A 19,448-nucleotide genomic window follows, 5' to 3' on the forward strand; every position below is an offset into this window, starting at 1 on the left:
GGCCAGGCGCGGCACTACATCTGAAATATCACCGGGCCAGGCTGGTGCCCGGTCGCCGTAATCCATGACCGCACGGACCGTCTGCCGTGTCCGGCGGACAGCGGAACGACCGGGCGTCGGGACGTCGGGACGCCGGACGACCGGACGTCGGGACGACCTGCCGTGCGGGGGCTCCACAGAGCGCCCCTCACCGGCGGCAGTCCGGCCGCACGGCTGCTCGCGACCCGGGCGGCGGGCACGATCGCCCTCCTGCCTTCCCGGGCGAAGCCGTCACGCGCCGGCCCCGGGGTCCCGGCCCCGAGCGGGACCGCCCGCGGTACTCGGGCGGCCCGACGCCACGGGTGCCACCCGGCCCCGAGCGCCACGACGGTTCACCCCAGGGCGAGCAGCACCACCAGGGCGATCGCCCCGGCCACGGCGGGGGCGATCACCTCGTACGCCCAGCGCACCGTGACCTCGCCCTGGGCGGTGTCCCGGCCCGCGTTCTTCTCGGCGAGCTCCCGCAAGTCGGCGACGACCTGGTCGGACCAGGCCCGGGTGGGGGCGGCGGCGTCCGGCGCGCCGAAGCGCCCCTTCGCCGTCGCGCCCGAAGCGTTCCCGGACGCCGCCCGGGACTGGGCCCGCACCGCGCGCTTGCGGGCGCGCATCGACACCGGGACCGCCCACAGCTGGTACTTCTTCGCCCCGGCGAACAGCTCGGTGGAGTACCCGGCACGCAGTCCCTCCACCTCCGCCCAGGGCGCGACGATGGTCCGGAAGGGATTGCGCACCCGCAGCCGGTCCTCCCCCGCGAACACCACCGGGCGCAGGCTGAAGGCGATGATCAACGGCACGACCAGCACCAGCAGTGCCAGAGCGACCCAGGGAGTGCGGCCGTCGCCCCGGACCATCGCGTCGATGCCGAGCCACAGCGCGATGGCGAGCATGACCACACCGCCGGCGATACCGGCCGACGAGCGGTAGGACCGGTCGGCGTACTTCGGCTGCCCCGGATCGGGCTGCGGGTCGGGGGCGGGGGTCTGCGAGCTCGTCATGAGATCAGATTGTGCCCGACGGGCCGCCGCTGCCTCGCGGGGCGGAGGTTGCGTTAGTGCATCGGCGTCAGCCACTCACCTTCTGCTGGTACGCGGTGTCCTGCCGCGAGTCGTAGACCAGCGTGCCCGCCGCGTTGTAACCCTTGACGCGCGGCGCCGAGGTCACGGACTCGGTGAGTATGCCGGTGGCCGTGTAGTAGCCGTGGTCGAGCGCGGCCTCCTCGGTGACGCCTCCGTAGGAGACGGTGACCCGGGCGACCTGGGGCTCGACCGTGCCGATGCTGCCCCAGCGGTAGGGGAGCCTCCATGCGTGGCCGGGGAGCACCGTCTGCTGGTAGAGCTTCGTGGCGTTGATGTCGGGTGCGACCGCGCCCCGGCCCGGGTCGTCGTCGGCCCCGGAGTTGATGCCGGAGGCCTGGCCGTCCCTGATGTCGCAGATCAGGCGCTGGGACGTCGAGTGCAGCCTGTCGACTGCGACGACGCTGAACCCGTCCCCCGGCGAGTTGTCGTCACCGGTGGCCCTCAGGGCGAGGATCACGCGGTAGTCCTCGGCCGCCCAGGAGAGGGAGTCCCCCGGGAACGCATGCTTCCGGTCGAAGCGCAGGCACTTGTCGAGCCCTTCGGCTGCCTGCCGCATCGTGATCCCGTCCACGAGCTGCCCCGGCGTGGCCGGTCCCGCGGGCCCGGACGGTGTGCGGGAGGCACGCACCGCCGGCGCGGAGGACTGCGGACGTACCGTGCCGGCGCTCTTCGCGGGCACGGTTCCGGCGGCCGGCTGCCCGGTCGCCCCGCCCCCTTCCGGCTGGAAGTGCACGGCCACCGCCGTCGACGGCACCGCCACCAGTGCCGCCAGGCCCGCTCCGGCCACGGCCAGACGCCGGCGGCGGTCGTTCCTGCCCTGCCGCACGATCGAGGCGTAGGGCGCCTCACCGGGACGGAATCCGTCCGTCTCCCGCTCCAGCAGATCGCGCAGCCTCGCCTCGAACGGGGTGTCCTCCGGCTCCCCCGCCGCCCCGCTCCCGCTGTCCGTGCCGCCCGGACGGTCCTGCCGGTCCTGCCGGTCCCGTCCGTCCGGTCCGTCCTGCTCCATGCCGCTCATCGGCCCCTCCTCCTGCCTGTGCCTACCTCGCCGTGTCGCGCCGGCCCCTCTTCCGGGCCGGCGCCCGCCATCACCGCTTCCGCCCCCAGGTGGCCGCGGAGTTTGGCCAGGCCCCTGGCGGCCTGGCTCTTGACCGTCCCCACCGAGCAGCCCAGCACCTGGGCGACCTCGGTCTCCGACAGGTCGTCCCAGTACCGCAGGACCACCACCGCCCGCTGCCGGGCGGGGAGTTCGCCGAGCGCGTCCAGCAGCACCTCGCGCTGGGCGATCCGCGCCGTCGGATCGGCCCCCGCGCCGTCCGGCGGTGCGTCGACCAGCCGCTCCGGCACCCGTTTCTTGCGGAACCGGTCGTTGTTGCAGGTGATCAGGATCCGGCGCACATAGGCGTCGGGGTTGTCCCTGCGCTGGAGCCTGCGCCAGGACCGGTAGGCCTTGGCGAGCGCCGTCTGGGCCAGGTCCTCGGCGTGATGCCTGTCACCTGTGAGGAGATAGGCGGTCCGCACCAGATGGGCCCATCTGGCACGGACGTAGCCTTGGAACTGCGCCTCGTCGTCCGGATTCATCGATGACCCCCTTCACCTCCCAGACCACCGGTCGCGTGAAATCGGTTGCTCGGCCCGGCCCCCGGTCCTCACGAATCCCCCACTCGGGTGGTGACATGTGCTACGCGCGTAGATATGCTCATGTGGTGACCATGCCCACCACAGTTCCCGCTCACGGCCCGGACGCCGCGGCGAGGCTGGCGTCGATGTCCGACGTCACGTCCTCCGACGCCGCGCTGCGCCGCTTCCTGCACGGGCTGCCCGGCGTCGACGCGGTCGGCCTCGAGGCCCGCGCCGCCAGCCTCGGCACCCGCTCGATCAAGACCACGGCGAAGGCGTACGCCATCGACCTGGCGATCTCCATGATCGACCTGACCACGCTCGAAGGCGCGGACACCCCGGGCAAGGTCCGGGCGCTGTGCGCCAAGGGCGTCACGCCGGACCCCACCGACCGCACGGCCCCCCAGGTCGCCGCGATCTGCGTGTACCCCGACATGGCCGCGATCGCCAAGGAGTCCCTCGGCGCCTCCGGCGTCCGGGTCGCCTCCGTCGCCACCGCCTTCCCGGCCGGCCGCGCCGCGCTGCCTGTCAAGCTCGCCGACACCGCCGACGCGGTGGCCGCCGGGGCCGACGAGGTCGACATGGTCATCGACCGGGGCGCCTTCCTCTCCGGCCGCTACCTGAAGGTCTTCGAGGAGATCAAGGCGGTCAAGGAGGCCTGCCTCCGCCCCGGGGGCGGCGCCGCCCGGCTCAAGGTGATCTTCGAGACCGGTGAGCTGGCGACGTACGACAACATCCGCCGCGCCTCCTGGCTCGGCATGCTCGCCGGCGCCGACTTCATCAAGACCTCGACCGGCAAGGTCGCGGTCAACGCGACCCCCGCCAACACCCTGCTGATGCTGGAGGCCGTGCGCGACTTCCGCGCCGCCACCGGCGTCCAGATCGGCGTGAAGCCCGCCGGCGGCATCCGCAGCTCCAAGGACGCCATCAAGTTCCTGGTGCTGGTGAACGAGACCGTGGGCGACGAGTGGCTGAGCAACGAGTGGTTCCGCTTCGGCGCCTCCAGCCTGCTGAACGACCTGCTCATGCAGCGCCAGAAGCTGAGCACCGGCCGCTACTCCGGTCCCAACTACGTGACGGTGGACTGAGACCTCCCATGACCAAGAACACGCAGAACCCGCGGACGAGCACGGCCCCGCAGCCCGGGCCCGGCTCCGCCTTCGCGTACGCGCCCGCGCCGGAGTCCCGTTCCGTCGTCGACATCGCGCCCTCCTACGGCCTGTTCATCGACGGCGAGTTCACCGAGGCCGCCGACGGCCGGGTCTTCAAGACCGTCAGCCCGTCCACCGAGGAGGTGCTCTCCGAGGTCGCCCGGGCCGGTGAGGCGGACGTGGACCGCGCCGTGCGGGCCGCCCGCCGCGCCTTCGGCACGTGGTCGGCGCTGCCCGGCTCCGAGCGCGCCAAGTACCTGTTCCGCATCGCCCGGATCGTCCAGGAGCGCTCGCGCGAACTGGCCGTGCTGGAGACGCTGGACAACGGCAAGCCGATCAAGGAGACGCGCGACGCCGACCTCCCCCTGGTCGCCGCGCACTTCTTCTACTACGCCGGCTGGGCGGACAAGCTCTCGCACGCCGGCTACGGCCCGAACCCGCGCCCGCTCGGTGTGGCCGGCCAGGTCATCCCGTGGAACTTCCCGCTGCTGATGCTGGCGTGGAAGATCGCCCCGGCGCTGGCCGCGGGCAACACCGTGGTCCTCAAGCCCGCCGAGACCACACCGCTGTCGGCGCTGTTCTTCGCCGACATCTGCCGCCAGGCGGGACTGCCCAAGGGCGTCGTCAACATCCTCCCCGGCTACGGTGACGCCGGTGCCGCGCTCGTCGCGCACGAGGACGTGGACAAGGTCGCGTTCACCGGCTCCACCGGGGTCGGCAAGCAGATCGCCCGCGCCGTGGCCGGCACGAAGAAGAAGGTCACCCTCGAGCTGGGCGGCAAGGGCGCCAACATCGTCTTCGACGACGCCCCGGTCGACCAGGCCGTCGAGGGCATCGTCAACGGCATCTTCTTCAACCAGGGCCAGGTCTGCTGCGCCGGCTCCCGGCTGCTGCTCCAGGAGTCGGTGGCCGACGAGATGCTGGACGCGCTCAAGCGCCGGCTGTCGACGCTGCGCGTCGGCGACCCGCTGGACAAGAACACCGACGTCGGCGCCATCAACTCCGCCGAGCAGCTGGCGCGGATCACCGCGCTCGCCGACGCCGGCGAGGCCGAGGGCGCCGAGCGCTGGTCGCCCGCGTGCGAACTTCCCTCGTCCGGCTACTGGTTCGCGCCGACGCTGTTCACCGGTGTCACCCAGGCGCACCGCATCGCCCGCGAGGAGATCTTCGGCCCGGTGCTGTCGGTGCTGACCTTCCGCACCCCGGCCGAGGCCGTGGAGAAGGCCAACAACACCCCGTACGGCCTGTCGGCCGGCATCTGGACGGAGAAGGGCTCGCGCATCCTGTCGGTCGCGAACCAGCTCCGCGCGGGTGTGGTGTGGGCCAACACGTTCAACAAGTTCGACCCGACCTCGCCCTTCGGCGGCTACAAGGAGTCGGGCTTCGGCCGCGAGGGCGGCCGCCACGGTCTGGAGGGGTACCTCGATGTCTGAGAAGGCAGAGAAGTCGGACAAGGCGGACAAGGCGGAGAAGGCAGAGTCGGCACGGCTGTCCGTCTTCAAGACCTACAAGCTGTTCGTCGGGGGCAAGTTCCCCCGCAGCGAGAGCGGGCGGGTGTACGAGGTGACCGACTCCAAGGGCGATTGGCTCGCCAATGCCCCGCAGTCCTCGCGCAAGGACGCCCGTGACGCGGTCTCCGCCGCCCGCAAGGCCGTCGCCGGCTGGTCCGGCGCGACCGCGTACAACCGGGGCCAGGTCCTCTACCGCGTCGCGGAGATGCTGGAGGGCCGCCGGGACCAGTTCGTGCGCGAGGTCGCCGAGGCCGAGGGGCTGTCGAAGTCCAAGGCGGCCGCCGTGGTGGACGCCGCGATCGACCGCTGGGTCTGGTACGCGGGGTGGACGGACAAGATCGCCCAGGTCGTCGGCGGCGCCAACCCCGTGGCGGGGCCGTACTTCAACCTCTCCAGCCCCGAGCCCACCGGTGTCGTGGCGGTCCTCGCGCCGCAGGAGTCGTCCTTCCTCGGCCTGGTGTCGGTGATCGCCCCGGTGATCGCCACCGGCAACACGGCGGTCGTCGTGACCAGCGAGAAGGCCCCGCTGCCCGCGCTGTCGCTGGGCGAGGTGCTGGCCACCTCGGACGTGCCCGGCGGTGTGGTCAACCTGCTGTCCGGCCGGACGTCCGAGGTCGCGCCGACGCTCGCCTCGCACCAGGACGTCAACGCCATCGACCTCGCGGGCGCGGCGCACGACGCGGAACTGGCCCGGGAGCTGGAGGTGGCCGCCGCCGACAACCTGAAGCGGGTGCTGCGTCCACAGCCTGTGGACTGGTCGGCCGAACCCGGCACGGAGCGCATGACCGCGTTCCTGGAGACGAAGACCGTGTGGCACCCGGCGGGTGCGGGCGCGGGCTCCGGCTCCGCCTACTGAACCGGACTCCCCGGCGGCCCCTCCCGCCGCCGGGGAGCCCGTCGCACCACGGCCGCGCTCACCCGGCGCCCTCCGCCGCGCCGGCATCGCCCGTCGTCGTGCCGGCGAGTAAGGAGACGAAGCGCTCGTACGCCGTCTGGCAGGTCGAGTACCGCTCGTAGGCGCGGGGCGAGACGGCCAGCGTGCGGCCCTGCGCGTCGCGCGCGGACCAGCACCAGCCGCTGCCGTCCCCGGGGGCGTGCAGCATCACACAGGTGAGGTTGTCGATCTCGCTCTTGAGGAGCGTGAAGTCCGCGAGACAGGCGACGGGATCCGGCCTGCTTTCGGCCGCCACCGCCACCACCCGGCCGTTGTATGCCTTCATGCGCCAGTGATGGCCCCCGTCCGGGGACCGCTCGACGCTCCACCGTGCCCCCGGCGCAGGTCCGCGGTCCCTGCGTGCCGCCATCACCTGTACCCCACCCCATCTCCCCGTCGGACCCGAGCCGCCGACCTGGCTGATCTCGGTTCGCGGAATGTAGTGGTCGGTGCGGCGCCGGACGCCCCATCGGTCCGAATACAGAAAGGGCTTCACACCGAAGTTGTCCCTCATTCACGCGGGACAGTTCGCCCCGCCTGACCGAAAATCGCTGGTCGGAGCGGGGCGAAGCGGAAACCCCAGTCGGTGGGGCCAGTGGGGCCAGTGGGGCCAGTGGGGCCAGTGCGGTCAGTGCCCCTGGAGCTTGCGCACCAGGCCGCCGACGAGCGGCAGATCGGCGACCGAGCGGCTGTCGGCGACCGGCTTGGTGAGCATGGCGGTGGAGACCGGCTTGAAGTCGCTGACCTGCGAACCCACCGCGTTGTCCAGCGGGTTGACGCTGGTGCGCGCCAGCGGGTTGACCGGCAGGTAGTTGATGGTGCCGACGAGGGCCGACGCGGTCTCCTTGCCGGCCTTGTCGGAGCTTCCCTGCCCGTCGGGCTGCGCCGCGCCCGCCTGCGCCGTCCCGGCCACCGCGAGGGCGGCGACGGACGACACGGCGAGGGCTGCGGCGCGGAGAAGGGTACGGGGGAGCTGCGGCATCGAGAGTCCACCTGCCTGGTCGCTGAACCGGTGCCGGGCCGGGGACGCCGAAAGAGGCTCGCTCGCGGGCCGTCGGCCGTCTCCGTGCGCGACGATGTCGCCACGTACGGTATGCGGTTGAACATCACGCGTCCAAAACATGTCCCCGCGGGTCACTCCAAAGGCCGAATGCCTCACACTGGTGTTCCGTGAGCTCCCACCCCGCCGCCCGCGTGATCCTGCTGACCGGTCCCTCCGGGTCCGGCAAGTCCTCCCTCGCCGCCCGCACCGGACTGCCGATCCTCCGCCTGGACGACTTCTACAAGGAGGGCGACGACCCGACCCTGCCGCGGCTCGCGAGCGGCGCCGGCACCGACTGGGACTCGCCCGTCTCCTGGAACGCGGACGCCGCCCTCACCGCCGTCGCCGAACTGTGCGCGACCGGCCGGACCGAGGTCCCCGACTACGACATCTCCTCCAGCTCCGTCGTCGGCCGCACGGCGGTGGAGCTCGGCGGGGCACCGGTGTTCATCGCCGAGGGCATCTTCGCCGCCGACATCGTGGGGCGCTGCGCCGGTCTTGGGCTGCTCGCCGACGCCCTGTGCCTGAGCCGGGGAGCGGTCACCACCGCCCGCCGCCGCTTCGTGCGGGACCTGCGCGAGGGCCGCAAGTCGGTGCCCTTCCTGCTGCGCCGCGGCTGGAACCTGATGCGGGCCGAACGGCGCATCGTGGCACGGCACTCGGCGCTCGGGGCCTATGTGTGCGACCGGGACGAGGCGCTGGATCGGATCGCCGGTGCGCGATTCGCGCCGGTTCCCGTTCAGGTTTGAACGGATCGGCGCGCACGCCCGTACACATGCACGAGGGAGCGGTGCGCACGGACCCCCCGCCGTACGCAACCGCTCCCTCTCCCCCGTCCCCCCGCGGTGGAGCCCCCGCTCCCCCGATCCCCCCGGGGCTCCGCGGCGTCAGGCCACCAGCTCGCCGAACGCCCCTTCCTCGTCGACGCCCGCGCTGAGCGTCTGGTCCTCGCGCAGCCGGCGCAGGGAGCGCCAGATGCTGCTCTTCACCGTGCCGACGCTGATGCCGAGGATGTCGGCGATCTCCGGGTCGGTCCGGCCCTCGTAGTAGCGGAGCACCAGCATCGTGCGCTGGGTCTCCGGCAGCTTGGCGAGCGCCTGCCAGAGCACCGCGCGCAGCTCGGTGCCGCGCATCTCGTCGGAGTCGCCCACCGTCTCCGGCAGTTCCTCGGTCGGGTACTCGTTGAGCTTGCGGCGCCGCCAGGCGCTGATGTGCAGATTGGTCATGGTGCGGCGGAGGTAGCCCCCGACCGCCGCCTTGTCGCTGATCCGGTCCCAGGCCCGGTAGGTGGAGAACAGCGCGCTCTGCAGCAGGTCCTCCGCCTCGAACCGGTCACCGGTCAGGTGGTACGCGGTCGCGTACAGAGAGGCCCGGCGCTCCTGGACGTAGGCGGTGAAGTCCGCCTCCGCCGAGAGCCGCCGCTCCCCCTCGCCGCCCGTGGCCGGGCCGGCGAGATCCCCCGAGGCCCCCGTGGCCTCTCCGTACGCGACACCCCCGTGTCCCCCGTGACCGCCCTCGATCGCCGTGAAGTACGGCGGCCGGTTGCGGATCACCCCACGCCCGGCGCCACGCGCGCACCCCCGCCCGCCCGTGGCACCGGACTTCTCCACGCCCCGCCCCGCGGTGTGCACCGCGGCGGCCGGGCGAAGCTCCTCCCCACGGACCTGCTGGTGGGAGACGAGCGGGAGCGGCTGAAGTACTGCCGTCGTCGTGCTGTGCAGTGCGTTCATTTCGCGCCCCCGTGGGTGGAGCCTGCCTGGTGTCTGTCTCGGTCCGGCAGGGGCTCCCCCCAGGGATGCCCTCGCCGTGACCAATAGACTGCCGGGCCAGTTTCATGACGCTGTCCGCCGAGTGTCACAGGCCCGTCACAGACGCCACAGGTACCTTCCGCGGCCATCCTTGGTGGAGAATGCGGGCGTGCCTTTCCTGTTGCTGATCGAGGACGACGACGCCATCCGAGCGAGCCTCGAACTCGCCCTGTCGCGCCAAGGCCACCGAGTGGTGGCCGCGGCGACGGGCGAGGACGGGCTGAAGCTGCTGCGCGAACAGCGGCCGGACCTGATCGTGCTGGACGTCATGCTGCCCGGGATCGACGGTTTCGAGGTGTGCCGGCGCATCCGGCGGACCGACCAGCTGCCGATCATCCTGCTGACCGCCCGCAGCGACGACATCGACGTCGTCGTGGGCCTGGAGTCCGGTGCGGACGACTACGTCCTCAAACCGATCCAGCCGCGGGTGCTCGACGCCCGCATCCGCGCGGTGCTGCGCCGCGGCGAGCGCGACAGTTCCGACTCGGCGGCCTTCGGCAGCATCGTGATCGACCGGTCCGCGATGACCGTCACGAAGAACGGCGAGGACCTGCAACTGACCCCCACCGAACTGCGCCTGCTGCTGGAGCTCAGCCGCCGGCCCGGGCAGGCGCTGTCCCGGCAGCAGTTGCTGCGCCTGGTGTGGGAGCACGACTACCTCGGTGACTCGCGCCTGGTCGACGCCTGCGTGCAGCGGCTGCGCGCGAAGATCGAGGACGTGCCGTCGTCGCCCACCTTGATCCGTACCGTCAGAGGCGTCGGATACCGCCTGGACGCCCCGGCGTGAATCCAGGGCATCACGAGTACGCCGCCGAGGACGACGCCGCGGAGCAGCGGCTGAACGGCTGGCGATCACGACTGCTGCGGCTCACGAGCCTGCGGCTGCGCCTGGTGGTGGTCTTCGCCGCCGTGGCGCTGGCCGCCGCCGTGTCCGCCTCCGGCATCGCGTACTGGCTCAACCGCGACGCCGTGCTGACCCGCGCCCAGAACGCGGCGCTGAACGACTTCCGCGCCTCGATGACCCGCAACGCGGGGTCGCTGCCGCGCCATCCGTCCTGCGACAAGCTGGCCGAGGCGACCCGCAGCATCGGGTCGAGCACCCAGAACTACCAGGTCATCCTCATCGGCACCGGGCCGGACGGCGAGCGCTGCGCGACCAAGTCGAGCAGCGACGGCCTCTCCCTGGACGCGGTGCCGCCGTCGCTGCGCAAGGCCGTCGAGAAGCGCAACCCCAAGCAGGGCGACCCCGCCGAGTACCACCTGTACTGGCAGCGGATCACCCGCGGCGGCCAGCCCTACCTGGTGGGCGGCGCCAAGGTGATCGGGGGCGGCCCGACCGGCTACATGTTCAAGTCGCTGGAGGCCGAGCGCAAGGACCTCAACTCGCTGGCCTGGTCGCTCGGCATCGCGACCGCGCTCGCCCTGATCGGCGCCGCGCTGCTGGCGCAGGCCGCCGCCTCCACCGTGCTGCGGCCGGTGGCACGGCTCGGCGAGGCCGCCCGACGGCTCGGCGAGGGCAAGCTCGACACCCGGCTGCGCGTCACCGGCACCGACGAACTCGCCGAGCTGTCGCGGACGTTCAACCGCACCGCCGAGCGCCTGGAACGGCGCGTGGACGAGCTCAGCCAGCGCGAGGCGGCCAGCCGCCGCTTCGTCGCCGACATGTCGCACGAGCTGCGCACCCCGCTGACCGCGATCACCGCCGTCACCGAGGTGCTGGAGGACGAGGCGGACTCCCTCGACCCGATGATCGCCCCCGCGGTGCGGCTGGTGGTGAGCGAGACCAAGCGGCTGGGCGAGCTGGTGGAGAACCTCATGGAGGTCACCCGTTTCGACGCGGGCACCGCCCGGCTCGTCGAGGACGCGGTGGACGTCTCCGACATGGTCACCGCCTGCATCGACACCCGCGCCTGGCTCGACGCGGTCGAACTCGACGCCCCGCGCGGCATCATCGCCCGGCTCGACCCGCGCCGCCTGGACGTCATCCTGGCCAACCTGATCGGCAACGCCCTCAAGCACGGCGGCTCCCCGGTCCGGGTCAAGGTGCGGCAGGACGGCGACGAGCTGGTCGTGGAGGTCGCCGACAACGGCCCCGGCATCCCCGAGGACGTCCTGCCGCACGTCTTCGACCGGTTCTTCAAGGCCGACGCCTCCCGCGCCCGTTCCGAGGGCAGCGGCCTGGGCCTGTCGATCGCGCTGGAGAACGCGCACATCCACGGCGGCGGCATCACCGCGGCCAACGCCCCCGGCGGGGGCGCGGTCTTCACGCTGCGGCTGCCGATGGGCGGCGGGGACGACCTCGCCCCGGAGCCCGAGGAAGGGAACGTGAACACATGACGCAGCCGTTCCGGGGCACCGCCCCGTCGCCTGCGGCTCCGGGCGCCGCCCGCAGGTGGCGCGCCCCGCTCCTCGCCGTGGTGTGCGCGGCACTGGCGGCCGGCTGCGGCATCCGCACCACCTCCGTGCCGGTGGACGCGGGACCGGCGCCCTCGCGGGTGTCGTGCGCGGTCCCGGACAGCCCCCGGGCGACGACGGCGTCCGCCTCCGCCACGGTGTCGGCCTCCGCCTCGGCCTCGGCGCCGGCGCCGTCCGCCGCGGAGTCCGTCGTCACCGTGTACCTGGTGTGCAGCTCGCAGGTCGCCGACGTGCACCGCGCGGTCGCCCTCGCCGGGCTGACCCGGCTCGGCACCGCCGTGGCGCTGCTGCGCGAACTCCAGCAACGCCTCGGGATGACCGAGGCGACCGCCGGCTTCGGCACCGCCGTGCAGGGCGACCTGGCCGTGGAGGGACCGCATCCCGGCGATCCGCGGGACGCGCTGCGGCTGAGCGCGCCGCTGTCGGAGCTGCCGCCGTTCGCGCTGGCGCAGGTGGTGTGCACCTATGCGGCCGATCCGTCGCTGTCCTCCGGCGGCTCGGTGGTGCTGGGGGGTTCCGACGACACCCAGGTGCGTCGTTACACCTGTACCAGCGACCTGCGCACGGACCCCGGCGCGGCCGAAACCGCTGGAACCGCCGTGAAGTGACGGACGTCCTTCCATTCGTGCGGCGCGACGGCTCTTCCCCGAAAGTGCGCGCGGTGGGCCTGGTACTCGCCGCGGTTCATCTGACTCTGGTGGGATGGATGCTGCTGCGACCGCAGTACGTCGCCTGGGTCGACGCGCCCAACCTGCGCCCCCTGGCGACGATCCGCACCGACCTCGCCCTGCCGCCCCTGGAGGCGTTCCGCGAACTGGGCGCGGGGCTGGTGCTGCTCGCGCCGCTGGGGGTGCTGCTGCCCATGGCCGGGGGGCGGGTACGGGTCTCCGGGCCGGGTTCGTTCGCACGGACGGTCTTCGCCGGGCTGATGATCTCGCTGACCCTGGAGTTCATGCAGACCGGCGTGCCGGGTCAGATCTTCGACGTCGACGCCCTGCTGCTCAACACGGTGGGCGTCGCCCTGGCCCACCTCGCGGTCGTACCGGCCGCGCGCGCCTGGCTGCGGCGGCGCGGCGCGCGGGTCACGGCCCCCGGCGCGGCCGGTTCTCAGGGCCGGACCCCGAGGATTCCCAGGGTCGGAGTCGCCCCGTAGAGCGACGATTCGAGGTGGTATGCGCTTCTACGGTGGTGTCATCGGCCGGAGGGACCGGCCTGGAACTCCCGAAGGAGCACCCGCCATGTCCGCTCTGGTCCGCCCGCGTCACGGCCGGATGATCGCCGGGGTCTGCGCCGGGCTCGCCGACCGGTTCGGCACCTCGCACACCACGATGCGCGTGATCTTCCTGCTGTCCTGCCTCCTGCCCGGCCCGCAGTTCCTGCTCTACCTGGCGCTGTGGATCGTGCTGCCCGCCGAGGGGCGTCCCTCGGCCGCCCTGTAGCCGCCGGCGCCGCAATGCGTGAGGGCCGCACCCCCGGTCGGGGGTGCGGCCCTCACGTGCGGGCGGGGTCAGCCGCCGATGGGCAGGCCCTGCAGCGGGAGCTGCCCGATGGGGAGCTGCCCGATCGGCAGCTTGCCCAGCGGCAGACCGCCGAGCAGCGTGTTCACCGCCACGGGGGTGTTCTGCGCGCCCGGGACGACGCTGCCCGTCTTGGGCAGGTTGCCGGCGAGCGAGTCGAGCGGGACCGCCTGCGCGACCTGGTTGACCGGCAGGGAAGTGGCCGGCAGGTTCGGCACCTGGGGCAGGCCCATGTCGGTCGTCGACGGGGCGGCGGATGCGGCGCCCGCGGCGGCACCGACGAAGGCCACGCCCAGCGCGGCGGCACCGAGAGTCTTGACGGTTCCGGTCTTCATGGTTGCGATCCTCGTGATGGGGGAGATGGAGCGCCCGCCGCGTCGACACACGGGCCGTAACCGCGGGAATCCGGAACGTAGCGAGGCGGGGCACCCGGGCGCAAGCGGAGGCGCGCCGTCGCGCGGCGCGCCGTCGCCGCGCGGCGGGCCCGCGCCCGCCCCGCCGGCCACCGCCCGCCGGACGCGGAACCGCTGGCCGAGGGGGGTGCGGCGGACGCCGGACGGAACGGCCGCGCGGCCCTCGGCCTCCGCACACCCGGGCCGGCGGACGTCATCGATCATGGCCGGTCGTTCAGCGAAAGGGATGAACGCCGACTTCGTCGCGTTGACGGTCCGCATCGGAACTGCGGGGCACCGAGGCCGGATCGGAGTCCGTTCTATGCGCGTAGGAGTTAGAGTGCGGAAATGACGAGCCAGAGCGTGATCCCGAGTTCTGAGCAGATCCGGCGCGCGCCGAAGGTGCTGCTCCACGACCATCTGGACGGCGGCCTGCGGCCGGGGACGGTCGTCGACCTGGCCCGCGCCTCGGGCTACGAGGGGCTGCCGGAGGAGGACCCCGGCAAGCTCGGGGTGTGGTTCCGCGAGGCGGCCGATTCGGGGTCGCTGGAGCGGTACTTGGAGACGTTCTCGCACACGGTCGGCGTGATGCAGACGCGTGAGGCCCTGGTGCGGGTCGCCGCGGAGTGCGCCGAGGACCTCGCGGCCGACGGTGTGGTGTACGCGGAGGTGCGGTTCGCTCCGGAGCTGCACGTGGAGCGCGGCCTGGGCCTGGAGGAGGTCGTCGAGGCCGTCAACGAGGGCTTCCGGGAGGGGGAGCGGCGGGCCCGCGAGGACGGCCGCCGTATCCGGGTGGGGGCGCTGCTGACGGCGATGCGGCATGCGGCGCGTTCACAGGAGATCGCGGAACTGGCGATCCGGTACCGGGACGCGGGCGTGGTCGGCTTCGACATCGCGGGCGCCGAGGCGGGCTTCCCGCCCACCCGCCACCTGGACGCCTTCGAGTACCTGCAGCGGGAGAACTTCCACTTCACCATCCACGCGGGCGAGGGGTTCGGGCTGCCGTCGATCTGGCAGGCGCTCCAGTGGTGCGGCGCGGACCGGCTCGGCCACGGCGTCCGCATCATCGACGACATCGAGGTCGCCGACGACGGCTCGGTGCGACTGGGCCGGCTGGCGTCGTACGTGCGGGACAAGCGCATCCCGCTGGAGATGTGCCCGACCTCGAACCTCCAGACGGGCGCGGCGTCCTCGTACGAGGAGCACCCCATCGGGCTGCTGCGCCGGCTGCGGTTCCGGGTGACGGTGAACACCGACAACCGGCTGATGAGCGGGACGAGCATGAGCCGGGAGTTCGAGCACCTGGCGGCCGCGTTCGGGTACACGCTGCGGGACTTCGAGTGGTTCTCGATCAACGCGCTCAAGTCGGCCTTCATCCCGTTCGACGAGCGGCTGGCGCTGATCGACGAGGTGATCAAGCCGGGCTACTCGGCGCTGCGCAGCGAGTGGCTGTTCCAGGGGTGAGGTGCCGGCCCGGGGCCGGGACGCGGACCGTCCCGGCCCCCGCGGGCGGCTACTCGCAGGCGACTCCGTCGCTGTCGCGGTCGAGCCCGCTGCGGTAGCCCGGGTCGCCCACGTGGAGCGGGGCGGCCCCGGCGGCGCGGGCCGCGGTGCAGTTCGCGTAGTAGGCGCTGCCGCCGCCTCCCCCGCTGTCGCTGCCACCACCGCCGGACCCGGAGGCGGCCTCGACGGTCCTGGTCACCGTCACCCGGGGCAGCGGCTTCGCCGTGACGGTCCTGGTCACCGTCGGGCCGGGCTCGGGGGACGCGGTGACGGTGGCCGTGGCCGTCGCGGTGACGGTGACCCTCGCCGTGACCGTCGGGGCGGCCTTCGCCGTCGCATTGGCCTGGCCGGCCTCGTTCCCCGTGGCCGCGGCGGTGATCACCACGGCGAACACGAACACCCCGATCCCCGCGAACCAGACGCGCTTGCGCCGGTGCAGCGGCCGGGAGTCCGGTACGCGCGGCGCCCCGGACGTGTCGTACGGATGCGTGGGCGGCCGGCCCCATCCCTGCTGCTGCGGCCCCTGTCCCCACCCCTGCGGCTGCTGCGGGCTGTTGCTCATTCGGTTGTCCCTCCCCATACCCCTGCGGACAGCGCTGTCCGCATGGCACCCGGCCGGGGCGTCGAACCCCAGCTCACGCTCCCGAAGGGACCGGGCGGCACGCGTGCCGGGGAACAACCGGGCGACACAAGGCCGCCACTCCCCCTTCACAGGAAGCACACAGTAGCGAGAGGCTACGACAACGGAAGGCGCCGGCACCGGGTTTCGCGCGAACAAGGCGGCCGCGTCCGGGTTCCACCGGTACGTGACGCAATGCCGCGCCGGGCGGCCGTCCTCTCCGGAGGGCGGCGGACCCGGCACAGCCGTACGCGCGTAGAACTTGTGGATGATGCTGAATATTGACCTCCCGGCCAGGTCGTGCACACCTTCCCGTCTGCCATGGTTACGCCATGGCTTCGCAAGCTTTACCGGTGCGTGGTGCGCGGTTGGGAAAGAGAGTCACACCGGGGCTGACCCCGGCGGCACGGCGGGAATCGGACGACACGGTCCGGGCCGCCGTACTCGTGCTGCCCGGGGGCAGCGCGCTGAGCACGCGCCGGCGCTCGCCGGTGGCGGCCGCCGCCATGGTGCCCCTGGCCCGGCGGCTGGTACGGGCGGCAGGGCGCGGCGAGGGACTGGCCGTGCACGTCGTGCACTACCGCTTCCGCGGCTGGAACGGCGGTCACGCCCACCCCGCGCAGGACGCCGAGTGGGCCGTGGACGAGGTAGTGCAGCGCTACGGCGACGTGCCGGTGGCCCTGGTCGGCATGGACATGGGCGGCCGCGCGGCGCTGCGCGCGGCCGGGCACACGGCCGTCGACTCCGTGGTCGCGATAGCGCCCTGGCTGCCCGACGCGCTGGAGCCCGACCCCGTCAAGCAGTTGATCGGCCGTCACGTGATGATCGTGCACGGCACGAACGACCACTCCACCCACCCCGACCTGTCCTACCGGCTCGCCGAACGCGCCAAGAAGGTCAACCGGGACGTGTGCCGCTTCGAGGTCCACTCCGACGGCCACCTGCTGACCGAGCACCGCTCCGAAGTCTCCGCCCTGGCCGCCGACTTCGTCCTCGGGACGCTGCTGGGGCGGTCCTTCGCGCGTCCCGTCGCCGACGCGCTCGCCGCCCCTCCCCCGCTCGGCCTGCGCATGCCGCTGGCGGCGGGGTTCGGCCGCGCCCCGCTGCACTGAACAGGCCTCTCCCCGGCACCAAGAGCTGTCCCGGCGTTCGCCTGCGCGCCGTACGGACGTACGGCCGGTGTCAGGGGGGCGGGGGAGCATCGCGGCAGCCGGTGGAAAAGCGAGGTCCGTCATGTGTCTGCACCAGCCGCAATGCCCGTCCGCCGACGCTCCCGACCGCGAGGCGGCGCTGGCCACGGCGTCCCACAGCGAGCAGGGCTGGAGTCTGCTGTGCAACGGCGTCCTGCTCTTCGAGGACACCGGCGAGATCCTGCCCGACGGCCGGGTGGTCGATCCGCGCCGCCCGACGGACACGCTGCTCACCCCGGGATGAGCCTGCCGCGCCGCCCGATCAGGAACTTCTTGAAGGCCGCCACCGGCGCCGTGTCCGGGTGACCGCCGAGCCAGGCCACCCCGATCTCGCGCACCGCGCGCGGCGCCGTCACCGTCAGCTCCACCACACCGGGACGCGGCACCAGCGGCGGCGGCAGCAGTGCCACCCCCAGGCCCGCGGCGACCAGGCCGCGCAGCGTCTCGGTCTCCTCGCCCTCGAAGGCCACCCGCGGGGTGAACCCGGCCTCGGCGCACAGTGTGTCGGCGATCCGGCGCAGCCCGTAGCCCGGTTCGAGCGTGACGAAGAGTTCACCGGCGGCCTCCGCAAGCCGGATCCTGCGCCGTCCCGCGAGCCGGTGGCCGTCGGGGACGACCAGCCGCAGCCGCTGCTCGTCCAGCCGCCGGGTGACCAGATCGGGCGCGTCCGGCACCGGTGAGGTCAGGCACAGGTCCAGCTGACCCGCGCGCAGCCCGGCCAGCATCGCCTCGCTGTAGTTCTGCACGAGCTGGAAGCGCACCCGCGGGTGGTCGACGCGGAACTCGCGCAGCAGGGCCGGTACGGTCTCCGAGCCGAGGGTGTGCAGGAATCCGAAGGCGACGCGCCCGGTGGCCGGGTCGGCGCCGGCGCGTGCCGACTCCGCCGACCGCTCCACTTCCGCCAGCGCGCGCTCCACGGAGGCGAGGAAGCCCCGGCCGGCGGGGGTGAGCGACACGGTGCGCCCCTGGCGGGCGAAGAGCGTGACGCCCAGATCGATCTCCAGCCGGACCATGGCCCGGCTCAGTGTCGACTGGGGCATGCCCAGCTCACGCGCCGCCCGTGTCACGTGCTCGTGCCGCGCGACCGCCGCGAACTGCGCGAGCCGGGGCGCGAGTACGGCCGCCCAGGAGGCGCTGTCCAGCTCCGCGCGCATGTCGCTCGCGTCACTCGGCGACGGAACCGGAGCCGTTGACCTCGCTTCATGCGTCATGGGAACGATTATGGCCAGTCCGTGCATTGGACGCATGAAACGGGCCGGTCCTAGCGTGGGGGACATGCCTCCTGCCGATACAGGGGCGTCCGCCGTGACACGGCCGGACGCCGCCTCCGCCACCGCCTCCGCCACCGCTCTCCGTCCGGGCGGACCCGGCTACCGCCGCGCCAATGCGGCGCTGTTCGCCGCCGGTCTCGCGACGTTCGCCCTGCTCTACTCGACGCAGGCCCTGCTCCCCGCGCTCTCCGCCGGCCTCTCCCTCACCCCGGCGCAGTCCAGCCTCACCGTCTCCGCCACGACCGCGGCACTCGCGCTGGCCCTGCTGCCGGTGAGCGCGCTCAGCGAGAAGTACGGCCGTACGGCGGTGATGACGGCCTCGGTGTTCAGCGCCTCCGCACTCGCCCTGGTCATCCCCTTCGCCCCGGACCTCACCACGCTCGTCGTGCTGCGCGCCGTGCAGGGCGTGGCGCTGGCCGGACTGCCCGCGACGGCGATGGCGTACCTCGCCGAGGAGATCCACCCCAAGGCGGTGGCCTCCGCGATCGGCCTGTACGTGGCGGGCAACAGCATCGGCGGGATGAGCTCCCGGGTCCTGACCGGCGCCGTCGCCCAGGCCTTCGGGTGGCGCACCGCGCTGTTCGCCGCCGGAGCCATGGCGCTGCTGTGCGCCGCCGCCTTCCGCGTGCTGATCCCGCCCGCCCGCAACTTCCGTCCCGGGCCGGTCAATCCGGCGGCCCTCCTGCGTACCGTCGGGCACCATCTGCGCACGCCGCTGCTGCGCCGTCTGTACGTCATCGGGCTGCTCTTCATGGCGGTCTTCGGCGCCGTCTACAACGTCCTGGGCTACCGGCTCGGGGAGGCGCCGTTCGGCCTCTCCCAGACCGCCATCGGCCTCATCTTCCTGGTGTACCTGGTCGGTACCGCCGCCTCCGCGGCCTCGGGTGTGCTGCACGGCCGCATCGGCCGCCGCGGCGCCCTGTACGTCGCCGCGGGCCTGGTGACCACAGGCCTGCTGCTGAGCCTCGCGGGCTCCCTCGCCGCCGTGCTCACCGGCCTCGTGCTGATCACCGCCGGCTTCTTCACCGGCCACGCGATCGCCTCGGGCGCCGTCAGCCGCACGGCCACCACCGGCCGCGCCCAGGCCTCCGCCCTCTATCTGACGGCGTACTACATCGGCAACAGCCTCGGCGGCACCCTGGGCGCCTCCGCCTTCCACTCCGCCGGCTGGGACGGCACGGTGGTCCTCTGCCTCGCCGCGGTCCTGGGCGTCGCCGCGATCACCCTCCATGCCACGCGGCGTGCCGTGGCCGAGCACCGCGGCCGGGCGCTGCGCACCGCCGGCTGAGCGGCGCACCCCACGCGGAGGGGAGCGGAGGGGAAGAGAGCGGGACCGGTGGACGTCCACCGGTCCCGCTCC

The 19,448-nt window shown here is 73.0% G+C and carries 22 protein-coding genes; 13 read left to right on the forward strand and 9 right to left on the reverse strand.

Annotated elements, in window-relative coordinates; all coding sequences use genetic code 11:
* Window positions 1–371: 371 nt before the first annotated feature.
* From ACIP64_RS02965 to ACIP64_RS02975, 3 genes are all read right to left on the reverse strand, one after another.
* A complete protein-coding gene (locus ACIP64_RS02965; protein WP_401580956.1) occupies window positions 372–1,034 on the reverse strand; it encodes a PH domain-containing protein in 663 nt (220 codons plus the stop codon).
* Window positions 1,035–1,101: 67 nt separating this feature from the next.
* A complete protein-coding gene (locus ACIP64_RS02970; protein WP_401580958.1) occupies window positions 1,102–2,133 on the reverse strand; it encodes a hypothetical protein in 1,032 nt (343 codons plus the stop codon).
* A complete protein-coding gene (locus ACIP64_RS02975; RefSeq protein WP_401580960.1) occupies window positions 2,130–2,696 on the reverse strand; it encodes a SigE family RNA polymerase sigma factor in 567 nt (188 codons plus the stop codon). Before ACIP64_RS02975 ends, ACIP64_RS02970 begins: the two co-directional genes overlap by 4 nt.
* A gap of 131 nt (window positions 2,697–2,827) precedes the next feature.
* Between ACIP64_RS02975 and deoC the strand changes: the two genes are divergently transcribed.
* Genes deoC through ACIP64_RS02990 form a run of 3 tightly spaced genes read left to right on the forward strand, consistent with a single transcriptional unit; the run spans window position 2,828 to window position 6,253 of the window.
* Window positions 2,828–3,823, forward strand: coding sequence for a deoxyribose-phosphate aldolase (gene deoC / locus ACIP64_RS02980; RefSeq protein WP_401581168.1), 996 nt, complete (start codon window positions 2,828–2,830; stop codon window positions 3,821–3,823).
* Window positions 3,824–3,831: 8 nt separating this feature from the next.
* On the forward strand, window positions 3,832–5,319 hold the full coding sequence (locus ACIP64_RS02985) for an aldehyde dehydrogenase family protein (protein WP_401580962.1): 1,488 nt from the start codon (window positions 3,832–3,834) through the stop codon (window positions 5,317–5,319).
* Window positions 5,312–6,253, forward strand: a complete 942-nt coding sequence (locus ACIP64_RS02990; protein ID WP_401580964.1) for an aldehyde dehydrogenase family protein — start codon at window positions 5,312–5,314, stop codon at window positions 6,251–6,253. Before ACIP64_RS02985 ends, ACIP64_RS02990 begins: the two co-directional genes overlap by 8 nt.
* A 58-nt stretch (window positions 6,254–6,311) precedes the next feature.
* Here the strand turns inward: ACIP64_RS02990 and ACIP64_RS02995 are convergent, their stop codons facing one another.
* Together ACIP64_RS02995 and ACIP64_RS03000 are read right to left on the reverse strand one after the other, a co-directional pair.
* Window positions 6,312–6,617, reverse strand: coding sequence for a hypothetical protein (locus ACIP64_RS02995; RefSeq protein ID WP_401580966.1), 306 nt, complete (start codon window positions 6,615–6,617; stop codon window positions 6,312–6,314).
* A gap of 342 nt (window positions 6,618–6,959) precedes the next feature.
* Window positions 6,960–7,313 carry a hypothetical protein gene (locus ACIP64_RS03000; RefSeq protein WP_401580968.1) on the reverse strand — a complete coding sequence of 118 codons (354 nt, stop codon included), beginning with the start codon at window positions 7,311–7,313 and terminating at the stop codon, window positions 6,960–6,962.
* 188 nt (window positions 7,314–7,501) lie between these two features.
* On the opposite strand from ACIP64_RS03000, the gene ACIP64_RS03005 reads away from it, so the two are divergent.
* Entirely contained in the window at window positions 7,502–8,122 is a 621-nt protein-coding gene (locus tag ACIP64_RS03005) for a uridine kinase (RefSeq protein ID WP_401580970.1), read from the forward strand.
* Window positions 8,123–8,260: 138 nt separating this feature from the next.
* Here ACIP64_RS03005 and ACIP64_RS03010 read toward each other — a convergent pair whose 3' ends face one another.
* Window positions 8,261–9,103 (reverse strand): SigE family RNA polymerase sigma factor, encoded by an 843-nt coding sequence (locus ACIP64_RS03010; RefSeq protein WP_401580971.1) that lies wholly within the window; start codon window positions 9,101–9,103, stop codon window positions 8,261–8,263.
* Window positions 9,104–9,290: 187 nt separating this feature from the next.
* On the opposite strand from ACIP64_RS03010, the gene ACIP64_RS03015 reads away from it, so the two are divergent.
* The 5 genes from ACIP64_RS03015 to ACIP64_RS03035 all read left to right on the forward strand — a co-directional run bounded on the left by ACIP64_RS03015 (window position 9,291) and on the right by ACIP64_RS03035 (window position 13,035).
* Entirely contained in the window at window positions 9,291–9,968 is a 678-nt protein-coding gene (locus ACIP64_RS03015; protein WP_319658662.1) for a response regulator transcription factor, read from the forward strand.
* A complete protein-coding gene (locus ACIP64_RS03020; RefSeq protein WP_401580973.1) occupies window positions 9,965–11,518 on the forward strand; it encodes an ATP-binding protein in 1,554 nt (517 codons plus the stop codon). The genes ACIP64_RS03015 and ACIP64_RS03020 overlap by 4 nt, the downstream gene beginning before the upstream one ends.
* Window positions 11,515–12,204 (forward strand): hypothetical protein, encoded by a 690-nt coding sequence (locus tag ACIP64_RS03025; RefSeq protein ID WP_401580975.1) that lies wholly within the window; start codon window positions 11,515–11,517, stop codon window positions 12,202–12,204. The genes ACIP64_RS03020 and ACIP64_RS03025 overlap by 4 nt, the downstream gene beginning before the upstream one ends.
* Window positions 12,205–12,257: 53 nt before the next feature.
* Complete coding sequence (locus ACIP64_RS03030) at window positions 12,258–12,749, forward strand: VanZ family protein (protein WP_401580977.1); 492 nt, start codon at window positions 12,258–12,260, stop codon at window positions 12,747–12,749.
* 85 nt (window positions 12,750–12,834) lie between these two features.
* Window positions 12,835–13,035, forward strand: coding sequence for a PspC domain-containing protein (locus ACIP64_RS03035; RefSeq protein WP_360902029.1), 201 nt, complete (start codon window positions 12,835–12,837; stop codon window positions 13,033–13,035).
* 68 nt (window positions 13,036–13,103) lie between these two features.
* Here the strand turns inward: ACIP64_RS03035 and ACIP64_RS03040 are convergent, their stop codons facing one another.
* Window positions 13,104–13,448 carry an ATP-binding protein gene (locus tag ACIP64_RS03040; RefSeq protein WP_401580978.1) on the reverse strand — a complete coding sequence of 115 codons (345 nt, stop codon included), beginning with the start codon at window positions 13,446–13,448 and terminating at the stop codon, window positions 13,104–13,106.
* A 405-nt stretch (window positions 13,449–13,853) separates the two neighbouring features.
* Between ACIP64_RS03040 and ACIP64_RS03045 the strand changes: the two genes are divergently transcribed.
* Window positions 13,854–14,969, forward strand: a complete 1,116-nt coding sequence (locus ACIP64_RS03045; protein ID WP_401580980.1) for an adenosine deaminase — start codon at window positions 13,854–13,856, stop codon at window positions 14,967–14,969.
* A gap of 49 nt (window positions 14,970–15,018) precedes the next feature.
* Here ACIP64_RS03045 and ACIP64_RS03050 read toward each other — a convergent pair whose 3' ends face one another.
* Window positions 15,019–15,570 (reverse strand): excalibur calcium-binding domain-containing protein, encoded by a 552-nt coding sequence (locus tag ACIP64_RS03050; protein WP_401580982.1) that lies wholly within the window; start codon window positions 15,568–15,570, stop codon window positions 15,019–15,021.
* A 389-nt stretch (window positions 15,571–15,959) separates the two neighbouring features.
* Here ACIP64_RS03050 and ACIP64_RS03055 point away from each other — a divergent pair, with 389 nt between their 5' ends.
* Complete coding sequence (locus tag ACIP64_RS03055) at window positions 15,960–16,739, forward strand: dienelactone hydrolase family protein (protein ID WP_401580984.1); 780 nt, start codon at window positions 15,960–15,962, stop codon at window positions 16,737–16,739.
* 121 nt (window positions 16,740–16,860) lie between these two features.
* Complete coding sequence (locus ACIP64_RS03060) at window positions 16,861–17,061, forward strand: DUF5999 family protein (protein WP_360902044.1); 201 nt, start codon at window positions 16,861–16,863, stop codon at window positions 17,059–17,061.
* Here the strand turns inward: ACIP64_RS03060 and ACIP64_RS03065 are convergent.
* Entirely contained in the window at window positions 17,048–18,028 is a 981-nt protein-coding gene (locus tag ACIP64_RS03065; protein WP_401580985.1) for a LysR family transcriptional regulator, read from the reverse strand. The genes ACIP64_RS03060 and ACIP64_RS03065 overlap by 14 nt on opposite strands.
* A gap of 64 nt (window positions 18,029–18,092) precedes the next feature.
* Between ACIP64_RS03065 and ACIP64_RS03070 the strand changes: the two genes are divergently transcribed.
* Window positions 18,093–19,376, forward strand: coding sequence for an MFS transporter (locus ACIP64_RS03070; RefSeq protein ID WP_401580987.1), 1,284 nt, complete (start codon window positions 18,093–18,095; stop codon window positions 19,374–19,376).
* Window positions 19,377–19,448 lie beyond the last annotated feature (72 nt).

The organism is Streptomyces sp. NPDC088733 (assembly GCF_044751185.1).
Taxonomy (GTDB): Bacteria; Actinomycetota; Actinomycetes; order Streptomycetales; family Streptomycetaceae; genus Actinacidiphila.